The sequence below is a fragment of the Sphingobacterium arenae genome (assembly GCF_014692505.1).
Taxonomy (GTDB): Bacteria; Bacteroidota; Bacteroidia; order Sphingobacteriales; family Sphingobacteriaceae; genus Sphingobacterium; species Sphingobacterium arenae.
Genome location: NZ_JACNYK010000007.1, coordinates 103,496 through 119,607, shown reverse-complemented (window position 1 = coordinate 119,607; position 16,112 = coordinate 103,496). Strand labels below are relative to the sequence as shown.

Below are 16,112 nucleotides of genomic sequence, written 5' to 3'. Positions count from 1 at the left end.
AGGGCGATGATCCCGCATCGCCCTCTCTTTTATGGACTATCTCACCAAAAACCGATATTCTGTTTTTGACGTATATTTTTCCCCTGGTTTCAGCACCGTAGATGGAAAAGATGGTTGATTAGGTGAATCTGGAAAATGTTGTGTTTCCAGACAAAATGCAGAACGGAAAGGATAACCTTTCCCTCCCTTACCTTTCGGATCGCTATCCGTCATAAAGTTACCGCTATAAAACTGTAATCCGGGTTCGGTTGTTAATATCTGCATTTCTATCCCAGTTTTTGGAGCATAAACCGAAGCCACTTTACGGAACCCCTCTCCTTTCACCAATTCAAAGTTGTGGTCATATCCCTGACCAACCTTTAACTGTTCGTTATCTGTATCAATACGTGATCCGATCGTCTGCGGTTTACGAAAGTCAAACGCCGTACCGGCTACCGCTAAGCTCTTCCCCGTTGGTATCAACGTTTCATCGACTTCGGTAATAGCGTCCGCGTCTATCTGTAATTCATGATCCAATATCGTTGCATCGCCTTCTCCATTGAGATTAAAATACGCGTGATTGGTCAAGTTCAGTACCGTTTTTTTGTCCGTAGAACCTTCGTAATCGATAAGCAAACCTCCATCCGTTAGCGAATAGGTTACTTTCATGGTTACTGTGCCTGGATATCCTGCTTCCCCATCGGGCGACGTATACGCTAAGGTAATCGCTGTGTCCGACGACTGCTCTACTGTCCACACTTTGTTATACACGCCATTTGTACCACCATGTAAGGAGTTTTCGCCGTTATTTTTCTCCAATTCATAGGTAGCGCCATCTAATGTAAAAGTAGCATTGCCAATACGATTACCATACCGTCCTACGATTGCACCGTAATAGTTGCTGGCATTTTGTTTGAATTCATCTGCGGTATCATAACCTAAGATGACATCCGTTTCCTTGCCCTCCTTATTTTTTACATGTAAGCTGACCAATCTTGCCCCGTAATTCGTAAGGGTAACCTGTAACTTTTCATTTTGTAAGGCATACAATTTAACGTCCTTCCCGTCGATAACCGTATCAAAAGTAGTCTGTTCGGTACTGTCGTTTGTTGTTTCTCCCGTTTCGCTTTTATTAGCGCCCTGTTGACACGCATAAGTCAACGACGCCGTCGCCAATAATGCAATAAAAACTTTTCTTCTCATATTCTTTATAGTTTATAGTTATTGTGTTTATTACCTACCAAAACCTGACGTAAATCGCTGTTACAAGCAGTATGGTGATGACAATCATCACGAGGATAGAAGGTTCTACCTTGAACATTTTTGTATCAAGTTCAAACGCTTTTGGATTAACTTTAGGGCCAAATAAACTTATCCCCACCATAACAAGCATCGTAAACGCAAAAGCCAGCCCCATACAAATTTGGAAAGGAATTTCGTAAACACCAAATTTATTGAGATAAGCGGTATAGATCCACGTTTCAGGGCCAAAGACATCCACTGCAAACTCATTGAAAAAGACCGAAAGTACAAATCCAGTGATAAGCCCTGCAATTGCTGCCGGCCCAGTTGTGCGTTTCCAAAACATACCCAATAAGAACATGGCAAACACACCAGGACTGATAAAGCCGGTATATTTCTGAATAAAGGTAAATCCACCGGCGCCTCCAATCCCCAAGGTATCGTTCCATGTAAAGAGAACAGCAATGACGATAGAGGCAATAATGGTTAGTTTACCGACCCATACCATTTTTCCTTCGCTAGCTTCCTTGTTCATGTATTTCTTATAGATATCCAATGTAAAGATAGTAGCTATACTATTCGCTTTACCAGCGAGACCCGCAACGATAGCTGCTGTTAATGCCGCTAGTGCCAATCCTTTCATACCATTGGGTAGATAACCTAAGATTGCCGAATAAGCGTTATCCGCATGGAACACCCCTCCCGGTGCCATTTCTTCTTGCAACGCTCCGTTCTTATATAACACATAAGCCGCAATACCCGGTAGCATCACGATAATCGGCATGAAAAGCTTAAGGAAACCTGCAAAAAGAATACCCTTACGTGCTGTATTAAGATCTGCTCCCAATGCACGTTGCGTGATATATTGATTACAGCCCCAATAGTTGAGGTTCACGATCCATATCCCGGCAAGGTACATTCCGATACCGGGTAACATCAAATATTTGTTAATCTCTTCCTGCGTAGCTCCTGGCCCCGGTTTCTCCACAATCATATTGAAATGCTCCGGTGCATCGGTCATTAACGCGTTGAAACCCGCGAGCACATCCTTACCGAGCCCAAAGTGTTCGCTGACCAATGTCAAGGCTACGTATGTTGTTGCGATCCCACCGATAATAAGGACGACTACTTGAATAACATCGGTGAAGCCAATGACACGCATACCGCCAAGCGTAATGATAACGGCAAAGACGGCTAATGCAACCATGATTAAATGAAAAGTATCTCCCCCACCCGCAAGGCTGGAGATCGCGATGGCGCCCAAATAAAGAATAGATGTCAAGTTCACAAATACGTATAAGAACAACCAGAATACGGCCATAATTAAACTTGTCGTTTCATTATATCGGTTATTCAAGAACTGCGGCATCGTAAAGATCTTATTCTTCAGATAAACCGGAATAAACCACACCGCAACGATGATGAGCGCCAAAGCGGCGATAATCTCGTAAGCGGCCACGGCGATCCCCACTTCAAAACCGTTACCGCTCATTCCAATAAATTGCTCAGCCGAAATATTTGATGCAATTAAGGACGCTCCAATAGCCCACCAAGTCAATGATCCCTCGGCAAGGAAATAATCCTTACTTGTATTTTGTGCTGCCGTTTTCTTACGGTAGATCCAATAGCCGTATCCGGCTACTACAAAAAAGTAGATTACGAAGATGATGTAGTCTACTGTTGCAAATTTTTCCATGTGTTATACAGCTTATAGATAAAAGGCTTTCCGTTACATTTTTACGTATTGGAAAGCCTCGGTTAGGTTATTTTTTTAACAGGTAATACAGTTCATTCCATCTGAGCTGATTCTCTAAACCTGTCAATGTCGTGTTTTCATCAATGGCGACATATTCCAGTCCGGCAATCCGGGCAAAGTCCTCCAAATATTCCGGTGTCAAGCTCAGGCTATAAGCTGTATGGTGTGCCCCTCCTGCGTATATCCAGGCGCTACATCCTGTTTTCATATCCGGTAGCGGTCTCCACAACACCCGGGCAACCGGCAATTTCGGCAACTTCTCGACGACGGGTACACCTTCCACCTTGTTTACAATTAAACGGAAACGTGTTCCCATGTCTACGATCGAAGCGTTTAATGCCGGGCCACTTATACCATTGAACACCAAACGGGCCGGGTCTGCTTTTCCGCCGATACCTAGTGGGTGCACTTCTATCCGGGGCTTATGTGCCGCCAATGCAGCATCTACCTCCAACATGTGTGAACCCAGTACCATGGCATTGTCGGGATCAAAGTGGTAGGTATAATCTTCCATAAAAGCTGTGGTTCCCGGCAGACCGGCACCCATCACTTTACAAGCGCGTACCAATGCGGGTGTTTTCCAATCACCTTCGCCCGCAAACCCATATCCGTCCGCCATCAAACGCTGAACAGGCAATCCCGGTAATTGTACCATACCATGCAAGTCTTCGAATGTGTCTGTAAATCCTTTAAAGTTACCGGCTTCTAAAAACTTGCGAAGGCCGATTTCGATTTTAGCAGCCTCCACTAGGCTTGGGCGGTCTGCTCCACCTTCTATTACATTATCCGCTAACTCATAGGTTTCTTCGTATTCCTGCAGCAGCGCTTGAAGTTCTGCATCACTTGTTTCATTGATCACTGCAACCAAATCACCGATAGCATAGGTGTTCACGGAGAAGCCAAATTTTGTTTCTGCTTCTACCTTGTCTCCATCGGTAACTGCTACGTTGCGCATATTGTCGCCAAAGCGCGCAAATTTAGCACCTTGCCAATCATGCCATGCAGCGGCTGCACGTGTCCAGACATTAATCCGATCGATGACTTCCTCATCTTGCCAATGGCCGGTCACGACTTTGCGTCCGATATTCAAGCGCGTTACGATATGGCCAAATTCCCGATCACCATGTGCGCTTTGATTCAGATTCATGAAATCCATATCCATCGTTTCCCATGGAATGTCTCTGTTATATTGCGTGTGCAAATGCAATAAAGGTTTTTGCAATGCTTTTAATCCTCTTATCCACATTTTAGCCGGCGAGAAGGTATGCATCCACGTCACCAATCCAATACATTCTCTCGTAGCATTAGCCTCGACGATCGTATTATAAATCTCATCGCTATTCTTTACAATCGGCTTATAGACAACTTCTACCGGTATTTTTTCGTGAGCGGAAAGATAACCTGCAATTTCTGCAGCGTGCACGGCTACTTCCCGTAATGTATCTTCTCCGTATAAATCTTGACTTCCTGTTAGAAACCAGACCTGTAGTTTATTTAACGTAATATTCATTGTTTGTTATTTATTTCTTCAATAGCTCGTTATCCGTTATTCCTGTCCATAATATGCATCCGTACCATGTTTACGGTCGTAATGCTTTTTAATCAATGCATCTTTTAACCGAGGTGCTTTCGGATTAATCTGCTCCGTTAAATGCGCCATTTGTGCTACCGTTTCTAAAACTGCGCTATTATAAACCGATTTAATACCCGTCTTTCCCCACGCAAAAGGTGCATGATTTCCAACCAATACCATCTCTACTTCTTTATAGTCGAGCTGTTGCGCTTCAAAGTGATTGATGATCTGGAAGCCTGTTTCGTATTCGTAGTTTCCCAAAATCATCTCATCGCTCATGGGCGGTGCACAGGGGATATCAACCGTTAGGTGATCGGCATGGGTTGTTCCGAAAATCGGAATGTCGCGTTGGCTTTGCGCCCAGGCCGTGCCATAGGTAGAATGCGTATGGGTAATGCCACCGATCCCCTCCCAGTGCTTATACAGTACCGCATGTGTCCTTGTATCCGACGACGGACGTAAATCTCCCTCTACCGTATTTCCGTCGAAATCTACAATAACCATATGATCTGGTGTCAGCTCCTCATAAGGAACACCACTCGGTTTAATTGCAAAAACCCCTTTTTTCCGGTCTGCAACACTTACATTACCAAAAGTGAATAGAACCAAACCCAGTTTAGGCAACTGCATATTGCAATAGTATGCCTCTTCTTTTATCGCTGTATACATTTTTTATTATTTTATCGTTTCTAGCACCTCCTTATTTTCTACAAAAGCGCCCAGTGATTTATATTGCTGATATCGTTCAGCATAAAGAGCAACCTTTTCTGGACACGGTTCGTACGTGCGCTCAAAGCCTTGTCCCATAGCCTCCATAGCCTCCTCAACCTTATTGTAAATACCTGCTGCTGTTGCGGCAAACATAGCCGCACCCAATGCACAGGTTTGTTCCGATTTGTGTACACGTATCGGCATATTGATTACATCGGCCATTGTCTGCATGATATAGGGCGATTTTTTTGCTACCCCGCCCAACCCGATAATGCCTTTAACCGGAATGCCTTCATCAATAAAACGGTCGACGATACTTTTGGCACCGAAACAGGTTGCTTCCACAATTGCCCGGAAAATACGCGGCGCGTCCGTTCCGAGATTCAAACCCTGTATAGCCGCTTTTAACGTTTGGTCTGCATCTGGTGTACGACGTCCATTGAACCAGTCAAGTGCCAATTCCGATGTTTCCGTTACGGGTAAAGCTTCCGCCTGTCTGCCAAGTTGCGGGATGATCTGGTCATCAACAAAGTCAAACACCTTCTTCAAATCCGCTTCGGCCAACACACCACTATCTGCCAATAAATTTTTTACAGGCCATGTTAGCACCTGTTTGAACCAGGCATAGGCATCACCGAAGGCCGATTGGCCGGCTTCCATCCCTATCATACCGGGAATAACCGAACCATCAACTTGTCCACAGATGCCCTTCACCAATGTATCAGCCACCTCCTCTTTCGGAGCAACCAAGATATCGCAGGTAGAGGTACCGATCACCTTACTGACATAATAAGGCTCAATTTCTCCTCCTACAGCGCCCATATGGCAGTCAAAAGCACCAACGCCTACCACCACATCGGTAGACAGGCCCAGCCGTTCCGCCCATTCTGCGGATAATGTACCGGCAGACTGGTCGGAGGTATATGTTTCTGTAAACAGGCGCTCTGTTACGCCATCTAGCAGCGGATCCAACGCACTAAAAAATGCATTCGGCGGTAGCCCCCCAAATTCCGCTGCCCACAACGATTTATGGCCTGCTGCGCAGACACTACGTTTAATATCAACTGCACGTGTCCCGCCTGTCAATAAAAACGGGATATAATCGCAGTGTTCCACCCATGTATGCATCGTTTTACGTACGCGCTCGTCCACCCGCAGAGTACGCAGCAATTTTGCCCAAAACCATTCGGAAGAATAGACGCCACCTACATATTGCAGATAATTGACATCAAATTTCACTGCATGTTCGTTTATTTGTTGCGCTTCTTGTACCGCTGTGTGGTCTTTCCACAAGACAAACATGGCGTTTGGATTATCGGCAAATTCTTCTAGCAACGCCAATGGAACACCTCGCTCGTCCACCGCTACCGGCGTAGAACCTGTGGTATCTACCGAAATAGCTTTCACCTGTTGTGGGGCAAGCACTCCTTCCGTTTTTTTTAAACAATCTTTTACAGTTGCTTCCAATCCTTCTATATAATCTAATGGATGTTGGCGAAATTGACTAGCCGATGCATCACAAAAATCTCCTTTTTTCCATCTCGGATAGTAGAAGACGGACGAGGCCATTTCGTTTCCATTACTTACATCCACCAATACAGCCCGAACCGAGTCGCTACCGTAGTCCAATCCAATCACATACAATTTTTCCATTATGAACACCTTATTTGGTTTATCCCAAGAACTTTCCTATCAAAATTAATGTCAAATTAACACTTAATTTTAGAAAACTGAAAATTTTATTTTATTTTGATGAGAATAAATATAATTGTCCATATCTTACCCGGACAAATCAACAATTTGTTAACGTGAAAAAAACTTTCAATAAACATATGGAGTTTTACAAAAATGAACCTCAGACATTACTGGCCGTAGATTGTGTCATTCTAGGCTTTAATGGCGAATCATTGGAAATATTATTAGTAAAAAGAGGAATTGCCCCGGAACGCAACAAGTGGAGTTTGATGGGCGGGTTTGTATATGACGAGGAGAGTCCGGAAAAAGCGGCGTCGCGTGTGCTCCAAAAGCTCACCAATTTAAAGGATGTTTATATGGAAAACTGCGGCATATTCGGTGAACCCGGACGTGAAGAACGCCGTGTAGTGAGCATCGTTTATTTTGCCTTGATCGACGCTACGCAATACCGACATATTTTGAGCGAGGAGTATGAAGCAAAATGGTTTCCGTTAGAGGAACATCCGAAACTTATCTTTGATCATGAAGATATGATTTCTGCCGCAAAACATACCCTGCGTACGAAGGCGGCACTATATCCTATTTTATTTGAGTTATTGCCCCAAAAATTCACAATCCCGCAAATCGCCTCTTTATATGAATGTGTGTACAATATAGAGCTGGATAAACGAAATTTCAGTCGAAAACTTCTTTCCTCTGGCCTTCTTATCAAGCTCAACGAAAAAGACAAATCCAATTCCAGAAAAGGAGCCTTTTTTTATCGCTTAAATATGGATCTCTATAAAGAGAAAATTATGTCGTTCTTACGCTACCTACCCAGCTGGTCGGTTGAGCTATAAATGATTTCTTCCGGATCAAGAACTATAAGGACGGCCGGATATTAACGTAGAATGGGTTTTCTTTCTGTTCCTTTTTTTGTTTTTTGATGATTTGTGCAGCATTTTTTCCCATCAGCTCAAAATCTGTCGAGATGGTTGCTATCCCGTTAAGGATAAATTTTTTTAGCGGTGTTTCATTATAGGAAATAACACCGATGTCTTTTCCAATTTGATAGTCTTTGATAATCGACTTCTCTAATACAAGAACCAGGTCATCTTCAGCCAGCATAATATAGCACTCGCCTTTTTTCAGTGGTTCGGCAGATAAATCACCTACGAGGAGGTGATCAAACGCGTACTGCTGACAAAACCTATAGAAACCTTTGATAATCGCTTTCGGATAATCGCTATGGTCTGGAAAAACAAGTTTCAATGTCCTGTACCGAGCTAGGGGCACGACCATCTTTTCTAATGCTTCGTAAATATCCTTTTCGTAATTTTCATAAACGGCGTCAAAATTTCCGTTTAGCCCGTCTATTAGTTTCCCTAACAACATCAGCTTGTCTATCGGAATAAGCCCGAGCACCTCCGGGGCCTGATCGCTTCCTTCTTTGAAGTGGGGAAATACCACATAATGGTCGTACTGCTTCGTTAAATTCAACAACAAGCTACGCAGGTGCGAAATATCACTGTTATACACAAATAAATCCAAAGATGTTTCGTCGCCCAATTCGCGGGCAAATGCATCGTAGATAATTTTTTTATGGGCACTCAGTTTATTCAGAAATAAGGCAATCTTCTGCTTGCTTACCACATCTGATTTGGCGACAAAATAACCCTTCCCAGGTGTGGAGGAAATAATATCCAAACTTTTAAGGTGTCTGTAGCCCTTCTCTACCGTATCCCTGGAAATATCAAAATATACGCTTACTTCGTTAATAGAGGGTAAGATATCCCCCTGTTTTAATTGGTTTTTTCGAACACCTTCGATAACTGCATCTGCTAATTGCAGATACTTCGGTGTAGACGAAAATTCACTGATCTGAATGCTTTTGATAAAATCAACGTCGCTCATATTATTCCTAATAACTATGGGAGGTTAAAGAAACGCTTTTTTTCGAAAAAACGCAAGTTCAAGCAACTACCTTCCTCCGAAGCGGTATCCAAATGTCAAACTGGTGCTCCGATATTTTGTTTGCCAAAATAAATAATCTGCTGTGATGTTTTTAGGTAAATTATATTTCAACTGGGCTACATACTTCCCCTTCCATACGTAACCAACAGCTCCACCAAAATTCATATTGCTTCCCGTCTTTAGAGGCGTATTTCGCGTATTTAGTTGGGAATTTATATCGATATTGAAAGCCGTAAATACATTCAGGGATATCGCCGAATGATTTCGAATAAAAAAATACTTTCGTAATCCGATAGGGATATCGATCGAATTGTATTGTATTTCCATTGACGGGGAAGTGGTACTATTAGCATGATATGATACAAAAGAAGGATCTGCAAAAATACTCCACTGATTCTTAAAATAAGGAATAATGTATTCCAACTCCAATCCGATTCTCGGCCCTATCTTATTTGGAAATGATCCGTACATACTCGTTGCTGTATTGGAGGCTTCAACCGACGCGTATTCCACTCCTACCTTTGGTGTAAACGTAAACTGTGCCTTCTTTTGATATTCGTTTAAAACGTGATAATTACTTTCTTGACATTGGTTATAACGTGTGAAAAACTTGCGCAACATTGGTAAATTGTAAGACATTCTTTGTACGTATTTTCCACCCTCTCCACAAGATATAGCGTCACGGAGCTGTTCTTTATACAGGGTGTTTTTTATAATCTTAATCCCATCCGGTGAATGTAACCTATAAATCAAAGGCTTGATCGAATCGGCGTCTATCTGGTAGAAATAACGATTCGCAAGGAAATTGGAACAAAATGAAAATAAGGAAGCTTTCCCCTCCACCTCGTGTTTCAATAATACAACGGTATCCACTAAATTCAAGTCAGGAGAATTCGAAAGATTTGTGATTTTATCAGAAGAGATCTCCAACGCGATCCGCTGTCTGGAATACCGTATACCATTCCCTATTCCAAATTCTTTCATATCGTAGCTTTCCAATGTGATTTCTGGGGTATCTTCCGACAATCTATACGTTATAGACGAAGGATTATTTTTCCATCCCCTATCTTTAATCAGGCATGCCTTCCTTTTCCCATTGTTGTCGATAAAATAACCTTGTTCATAAGCAACTTGGGCAGAACCGATCTGTAGCACGAAAAAGAATAACAAAAGAAAGATTGTATATTTCATAAAGGCTAAAATTTAGTGTGGGGTGAAAATACATCTTTTTTCCAAAATGGAAGTTATTAAAGCTACTTTCTGCAACATTTAATCGCTATAAAATACGGCATGTTGGTTATTTCATTACTTATGTAGCTTTATCAAATGACCATTCGTTTCATTAGATATCAATTACAAACACCAATCTCTATAAAAATGAAAAGAATTTTTTTTTTACTGTTTATCGCTTTGTACTTATTCGCCTGCAAAAGCGACAAAGAATATCCTTATCAATATTGGTTGCAGCTGACCAAGGAAAAATCTGAGGAAATAATCGCGTTAACCGAATCCGTATCCTGCAAGAATATTCAAGAATTTGAAACCATCTCTTCCGGGAGCATGTTCTCAGACTATTTCTTAGTCCACCCTTCTATCAAGGTCGCGTTCCATAAATTATATTTAGAACTCGAACAACTTCGAACGGAAATGTACAAAGCTGCCGGTCGAGAAGGTATATACTTTGACTCCTTTTATAAACCTAACCCTCCCTTACGCAAAACATGCGAAGACAACATTGCAAAACTTATTTTTGTTCAAGATTTATCTATAGAAGAAATAAACGAAGAGTTGCCTATTCGTTATGATGAAATCAAAAATTTCTATAATGATACCCCCTGTATCGATCCTACTGATTGGACCGTCTTTCCGCTTTACCTTGCTGAATGTTGTTTCGAACCTATAGCAGTGCACAAAACTATCCGTGTGTCGGAGGTAATTGAAAAAATAGAAATATACAATCGTCTAATAAACAGAAAACATCAACTTGACAATAGGTCATGTATTCAAATTAAATGTGAAACCTTAACAAAAGCCGTATCATGTATAAGCGGGAAGCCGGTCATAGAAACAGTTGTCCATTAAGATTATAAAACAAGAAATCCCGGATATAAATCCGGGATTTCTTGTTTTATAATTACAGATGTATGATCTGTGGTGGAAGCAACTCAATTAACGTGTTCCGCCTGCCCACCAAACATTTTCGGAATAAACATAAGTCCCGTTTCCGTATGCTGCTTCTACATTTGGATTCGTTGTTGTTTCCGAAGCACCATAAGGTAAACGCAATGGAAATTTACTCGCATTGTTCGGATTTTTCAATTCTATCAAATCTTCCCCTAATGCTTTCCATCTACGGATATCGTTATACATTTCTGTAGATTCACCAGATGCGCCAAAGAATGCCAAGTATTTCTGTATGGCAATCTCTTTTAATGGTTCGACTTGGAATAAAGGTTTCACTTCATCCTCAAAATATGCATCAATGTCGTCTGCTGTAATGTCTGGAGCAGTTTCTGAAATACCTCCATACAAATTAGGCAGTGGCGCGACAAAAGCTGTCTCAACAGATTTCTCTGAGTTAATAATCGCCGCTTCTATCGCACTCTTTAGAACAGGTTCTATATCTGCAGTTGATCTTTGCAATCGTTGCATAGCTTCGCCCTTTAAGAATAGTATCTCATGATAGCTCAACAATTGTGTCGAAGCCGTTTGAGAGTATACAAAAGTCGAAGTCAAGGGAGGTGCTTGTATTTGACCGTTATCTCCGTTTGTTGCTAATAAGTTATACGAATCGTTTCCAGTTTCCATTTCGTTAACTTGCTTCCAATCGTTATTCGTGAAATTACGGTTACGTCGTGGATCGTTTCGTTCAATCATCTTATCCGCGATACTCTTGCTGGCAGCTAAAGCATCTCGCGACCATTGAAAATCAAACAAAGGGTTTAAGTTTTGAGCATCATACACATTGAATGCAGCCTCATCTGATGCACTGACAAATGAATTATCCACAAACTCAATAACATCTTCTAGCGCCTGTGTTTTGTCGGCAGTCACGTTTAATAGACGCATCGTGTACCTTGCTTTCAAACCATATGCCAGTTTTATCCACTTCGAATTATTACCACCATATAATAAGTCGTGGGTAGTATAAGTTCCAGTAACGTGCGTATCACCTTTTGGAATATTTTCAATGGCGGCGTCCAACAAGCCTAAGATTTCCGCATATAGCACTTCCTGTTTATCAAGTTGAGGAGTTTTATTACCAAAAGGGTCAAACGCTTCCGAGAAAGGTATATCACCGTACATATCGGTTAAGATGGCCATGTTGTAAGCCAACATAATCTGTCCTACACCTAACGTAGCAAAGTTCCCTTCTTGTGAACCACCCTCCGAACATTTCTCTACGATAATACGAGCGTTCCTAACGACAGTATAAATACTGTTCCAACTGTTATTGAATGTTGTTGCTAACTGCGGTTCCCCTTCACGATGTTCCGCATTCCATAATTGATTATGTGACCCTGCTTCGTGCTCAACATAGGCTCCAAGGTAGGTATTTAAATCTCCTCCCACACTGCTTACTGCTGTACCAACAATTACATCAGCCAAGAGGAATTTTGCTTCGGTATCACGAGGGTTGTTCGGATTGAAATTGATTTCATCCATTCTATCCTCTGAGCAGGACGAAAAGGCTATTGGGGCTGCTAGCATACCCAATGCCATAAGTTTGTATATATTGTTTCTGAATTTCATTATCTTAAAATTTAACGTTCAACCCCAAACCATAGCTCGATGCCCCAGGCAATGAAAAGCGTTCGAACGCTCCGGACATATTGGTGTTACCTTGAGAGGCTTCTGGATCAAAACCTTTTAGTTCAGACCACAGAATAAGGTTACGTGCAAAAGCATTTACATCCACTGCAAATCTAGTGTTCGAATACACCGGGTAGCCTATTGAAACCTCCCTTAATTTCACAAATGAATTGCCTGTAACCGAGCTTTCAGATATGTTATTCAACCTGTTAAAATAATCAAATGCTCTACTTGGATCAATTGCGATATCATTTTCTACATATTGACCAGAGCCAGGGGCAGTTTCTTTAACTGCGGCTTCTTCAAACAAGAAAGGAGAACCACCTCTGAAATCGGCAGATTTCTGTGACGTTCCGTAAAAATCTAAAAGGGTTGACGTAGCATGCAACATCTGTCCACCTTGTTTCCAATCTAGAACAGCGGATACTCTGACTTTCTTATACTCTAATCTTGTGTTGAAACCTAGAATAAAATCGGGTGCTATCCGACCAATTACCATTTGATCACCTGGTTGCGGCATCCCCTGTGCATCTACTACAATTTGTCCTGCATCATTTCTTAGAAAGGAAGTACCATAAATAACGGGAAATTTCTCACCTATACCCGCACGAACCTGTGGTTCCACGAATCCGCCTAAAAAGATATTTTGCACACCTTCCGCAAGTTCGTCCACATAGTTATCAATTTTGGTGAAATTAAACGCGAAGTCCCAACGGAAATCTCCTTCGCGGAAAGGTGCCACATTTAACGTGACCTCATGGGCATTGGTGTGCACCTTACCACCATTGGTGACAATACTGGTGTATCCACTAGAACCGCCCAAAGGAACTTCAAAAATCTGATCCTTTACATCCTGACGAGAGAACGTATAACTCAAGTCGAAAAGACCGTTTAAGAAAGTTAAGTCTGTACCAATCTCATATGACCTAGTATTTTGCGGTCTCAATGCCGGATCGTATAAAATGCCATCGGGTGTAAACGCGACTGTATTGTTTGGTCCGAGCGGATAGATTATGGGAGTTCCTGATGAGAAACCCCCACCATAAGTCGGCGTAGTATAATAAGAATCGTAATAGTTCCCTGCCTGTCCTACTTCAGCGTAAGAAGCCCGTAATTTACCAAAGTTCAATACTTCACTTTGCAATCCTTCAAGTTCCGTAAAGACAAAGGATGCAGATACAGATGGGTAAAAGAATGACCGGTTATCACGTGGCATATTAGAGACTACATCGTTACGTCCTGTCACGTTCAAATACAACATGTTCCTATACGCTAAGTTTAAGTTCCCGAACAATCCGAACGTACGCGTGTGTCTTAGATCCTGCTCTGCTGTATAAGTAGTTGCATTATTCATATGATTCCAACCCGAGAAGTTAAACCCGGATCCAAAACCATAGTCATAACGGCGGTTCCTATCCACAATCTCATTACCGACCAAGGCGTCAAAGACCAAGTCTTCGTTTATCTTCCAGTTGTAAGCTGCCGTGGCTAATGAGTTTAACTCGGTAACGGAATAGTGGTAGTTTTCCACTTGCCCTCTAGGTGTACCTCCCTTACCAAACCCCCATAGATCAGAATAGTTAGACGTATAGGAATCTACCCCAAGTTGATATTTTAAGGTTAATTTCTGATTGCTTGCCAATTCTGTAGCATACTGCGCAAAACCATTACCAAAGAAACGCTGTGTTTTCTCGGTAAAACTGTTGTGCTGAGTAGCCCAATAAGGGTTATCAAAAGAACCTCCCCTGTAGTTGTTTTGTGAATAAGGATTGTTCTCAATGTGATTTGGAATACCTTTCAGATCGTAGGAAGCAGGTGCGCCGAAAATCGTCGCGATAATACCATCGTTCGCACTTGTCTGTTTAGAAATGCTAGAGTTCACATAGTTTCCGGTAAAACCAGTCGTCCATTTGTCCGAAAGATTAAGCTGTGTTGCAAGTTTTGCATTGTACCGATCTAAGCCCGTAGACGGCACAATACCACGTGAATTTGTAGACCCCAAAGACATAGAATAATGTCCTCTTTCAAGACCTTGTATCACGTTTAGCGAGTTGTTGTACGTGTTCCCCACATTAAAAAACTCCTTTGCATTGTCGTACGCCTGTGGTGTAGCCCAAGGGTCTAATCCAGCTGCAGCCCGCTGAGGCACATAGTATTTGCCTGGTTGTCTACCGTATTCTTGTGTGTAATCGTTATCTGTCTCCCCACCGTGCGAAGGGCTTAGGTGTAATTGATCTATGCGAGGGCCCCAAACAGTAGAGGATGTCGGATCAAAGGTAGGCACCCAATTTGTAGTTCTATCTTGAACTCCCTGCGCATAAGTCTTCTGAAAATCAGGCAATACGGATATTTTATCAAAGGACACATTTGAATTATAAGTAATTTGAGCCTTACCTTTTGGCGCGTTTTTTCCACTTTTCGTTGTGATGATAATCGCACCGTTAGAAGCACGCATACCATAAAGTGCAGATGCTGCCTGTCCTTTCAAAATGTTGATACTCTCGATGTCATTGGGATCGATATCTAATCCCCTAGCTGAGTAATCAGACCCTGTTACTCCGTCGCCTGTTGAAACATCTGCTGTAGAAGCTATTGGCATACCATCTATCACATATAAAGGCGTATTATCTCCTGTAAAAGAACGAGAACCACGAATCGTAATCTTTGCAGAAGCGCCCGGCATACCCGAAGATGGTGTTACTTCTACTCCGGAAACCTTACCTTGAATGGCAGTTGCTAAATTGCTGTTTGCCGCTTGGGTTAATGCATCTCCTTTTACCTCTTGCGTGGCGGTAGCTAGCGCACGCTTCTCTCTGGTTATACCCATGGCCGTCACCACCACTTCTTCCAAAGCCTCGCCACCGCCAGCGAGTTGGACATTTACAACCGCACGACTACCCACTGCCACACGTTGGCTATCGTAACCAATATACGAAAATGCTAAAGTGGCATCGTTCCCGGTTACCTCAATGGAATAATTTCCAGAGCCGTCTGTTTGAGTAGCGTTTGATGTTCCGACAATAGCCACGGAAACACCCGCCAAAGGGTTTCCATCGCTAGCCGACGTCACACGACCACTCACTTGTCGATTTTGTGCAAACGATACCCCTACCAGGCATGTCAGCGCAAAAATTAAACTGAGTAATTTTTGTTTCATGTTTGTGTGTGTTTAGTAAAAATTGTTTTGTTATAGTTTTTTCAACGCTGCCTGAACAAATAGAATATTTCAAAAATAGCAATCTGCGAAACCTCTAATCAGATTTTTTTTAACTGTAAAGTTCACGAGCAATAATCTTCTTTCCGCTTGTTTGGATACCAAATTACCTTTTGTTAAAAATTGTTAAATATTACAAATATAGGACATTTTATAAAAAATAAAATGATTTAAGT

The 16,112-nt window shown here is 42.1% G+C and carries 11 protein-coding genes; 2 read left to right on the top strand and 9 right to left on the bottom strand.

Going from position 1 to position 16,112, the window contains the following annotated elements; all coding sequences use genetic code 11:
• Window positions 1–36: 36 nt before the first annotated feature.
• The 5 genes from H8B17_RS18625 to H8B17_RS18605 all read right to left on the bottom strand — a co-directional run bounded on the left by H8B17_RS18625 (window position 37) and on the right by H8B17_RS18605 (window position 6,914).
• The gene (locus tag H8B17_RS18625) at window positions 37–1,182 is read right to left on the bottom strand and encodes an aldose epimerase family protein (protein ID WP_190310747.1); all 1,146 of its coding nucleotides are present in this window, start codon (window positions 1,180–1,182) and stop codon (window positions 37–39) included.
• A 34-nt stretch (window positions 1,183–1,216) separates the two neighbouring features.
• On the bottom strand, window positions 1,217–2,917 hold the full coding sequence (locus H8B17_RS18620) for a sodium:solute symporter family transporter (protein ID WP_190310746.1): 1,701 nt from the start codon (window positions 2,915–2,917) through the stop codon (window positions 1,217–1,219).
• Window positions 2,918–2,984: 67 nt separating this feature from the next.
• On the bottom strand, window positions 2,985–4,487 hold the full coding sequence (araA, locus tag H8B17_RS18615) for an L-arabinose isomerase (protein ID WP_190310745.1): 1,503 nt from the start codon (window positions 4,485–4,487) through the stop codon (window positions 2,985–2,987).
• Window positions 4,488–4,523: 36 nt separating this feature from the next.
• Window positions 4,524–5,219: an L-ribulose-5-phosphate 4-epimerase gene (locus H8B17_RS18610; protein WP_190310744.1), complete on the bottom strand. Its 696-nt coding sequence runs from the start codon at window positions 5,217–5,219 to the stop codon at window positions 4,524–4,526.
• A gap of 6 nt (window positions 5,220–5,225) precedes the next feature.
• Window positions 5,226–6,914, bottom strand: coding sequence for a ribulokinase (locus H8B17_RS18605; protein ID WP_190310743.1), 1,689 nt, complete (start codon window positions 6,912–6,914; stop codon window positions 5,226–5,228).
• Between the two features lie 179 nt (window positions 6,915–7,093).
• Between H8B17_RS18605 and H8B17_RS18600 the strand changes: the two genes are divergently transcribed.
• Complete coding sequence (locus tag H8B17_RS18600; protein ID WP_190310742.1) at window positions 7,094–7,795, top strand: NUDIX hydrolase; 702 nt, start codon at window positions 7,094–7,096, stop codon at window positions 7,793–7,795.
• Between the two features lie 22 nt (window positions 7,796–7,817).
• On the opposite strand, the gene H8B17_RS18595 is transcribed toward H8B17_RS18600, so the two are convergent.
• Window positions 7,818–8,849: a GntR family transcriptional regulator gene (locus H8B17_RS18595; protein WP_190310741.1), complete on the bottom strand. Its 1,032-nt coding sequence runs from the start codon at window positions 8,847–8,849 to the stop codon at window positions 7,818–7,820.
• A gap of 66 nt (window positions 8,850–8,915) precedes the next feature.
• The gene (locus H8B17_RS18590; protein ID WP_190310740.1) at window positions 8,916–10,100 is read right to left on the bottom strand and encodes a hypothetical protein; all 1,185 of its coding nucleotides are present in this window, start codon (window positions 10,098–10,100) and stop codon (window positions 8,916–8,918) included.
• A gap of 186 nt (window positions 10,101–10,286) precedes the next feature.
• Between H8B17_RS18590 and H8B17_RS18585 the strand changes: the two genes are divergently transcribed.
• The gene (locus H8B17_RS18585) at window positions 10,287–10,991 is read left to right on the top strand and encodes a hypothetical protein (RefSeq protein ID WP_190310739.1); all 705 of its coding nucleotides are present in this window, start codon (window positions 10,287–10,289) and stop codon (window positions 10,989–10,991) included.
• A gap of 87 nt (window positions 10,992–11,078) precedes the next feature.
• On the opposite strand, the gene H8B17_RS18580 is transcribed toward H8B17_RS18585, so the two are convergent.
• Both H8B17_RS18580 and H8B17_RS18575 read right to left on the bottom strand, forming a co-directional pair.
• A complete protein-coding gene (locus H8B17_RS18580) occupies window positions 11,079–12,662 on the bottom strand; it encodes a SusD/RagB family nutrient-binding outer membrane lipoprotein (protein ID WP_190310738.1) in 1,584 nt (527 codons plus the stop codon).
• 4 nt (window positions 12,663–12,666) lie between these two features.
• Entirely contained in the window at window positions 12,667–15,879 is a 3,213-nt protein-coding gene (locus tag H8B17_RS18575) for a SusC/RagA family TonB-linked outer membrane protein (protein ID WP_190310737.1), read from the bottom strand.
• Window positions 15,880–16,112: the final 233 nt, after the last annotated feature.

What these genes read in the sequence shown, in the direction of transcription:
- H8B17_RS18625 (WP_190310747.1), bottom strand. Translation starts at nt 1,182, where the DNA reads ATGAGAAGAAAAGTTTTTATTGCATTATTGGCGACGGCGTCGTTGACT.
- H8B17_RS18620 (WP_190310746.1), bottom strand. Translation starts at nt 2,917, where the DNA reads ATGGAAAAATTTGCAACAGTAGACTACATCATCTTCGTAATCTACTTT.
- araA (WP_190310745.1), bottom strand. Translation starts at nt 4,487, where the DNA reads ATGAATATTACGTTAAATAAACTACAGGTCTGGTTTCTAACAGGAAGT.
- H8B17_RS18610 (WP_190310744.1), bottom strand. Translation starts at nt 5,219, where the DNA reads ATGTATACAGCGATAAAAGAAGAGGCATACTATTGCAATATGCAGTTG.
- H8B17_RS18605 (WP_190310743.1), bottom strand. Translation starts at nt 6,914, where the DNA reads ATGGAAAAATTGTATGTGATTGGATTGGACTACGGTAGCGACTCGGTT.
- H8B17_RS18600 (WP_190310742.1), top strand. Translation starts at nt 7,094, where the DNA reads ATGGAGTTTTACAAAAATGAACCTCAGACATTACTGGCCGTAGATTGT.
- H8B17_RS18595 (WP_190310741.1), bottom strand. Translation starts at nt 8,849, where the DNA reads ATGAGCGACGTTGATTTTATCAAAAGCATTCAGATCAGTGAATTTTCG.
- H8B17_RS18590 (WP_190310740.1), bottom strand. Translation starts at nt 10,100, where the DNA reads ATGAAATATACAATCTTTCTTTTGTTATTCTTTTTCGTGCTACAGATC.
- H8B17_RS18585 (WP_190310739.1), top strand. Translation starts at nt 10,287, where the DNA reads ATGAAAAGAATTTTTTTTTTACTGTTTATCGCTTTGTACTTATTCGCC.
- H8B17_RS18580 (WP_190310738.1), bottom strand. Translation starts at nt 12,662, where the DNA reads ATGAAATTCAGAAACAATATATACAAACTTATGGCATTGGGTATGCTA.
- H8B17_RS18575 (WP_190310737.1), bottom strand. Translation starts at nt 15,879, where the DNA reads ATGAAACAAAAATTACTCAGTTTAATTTTTGCGCTGACATGCCTGGTA.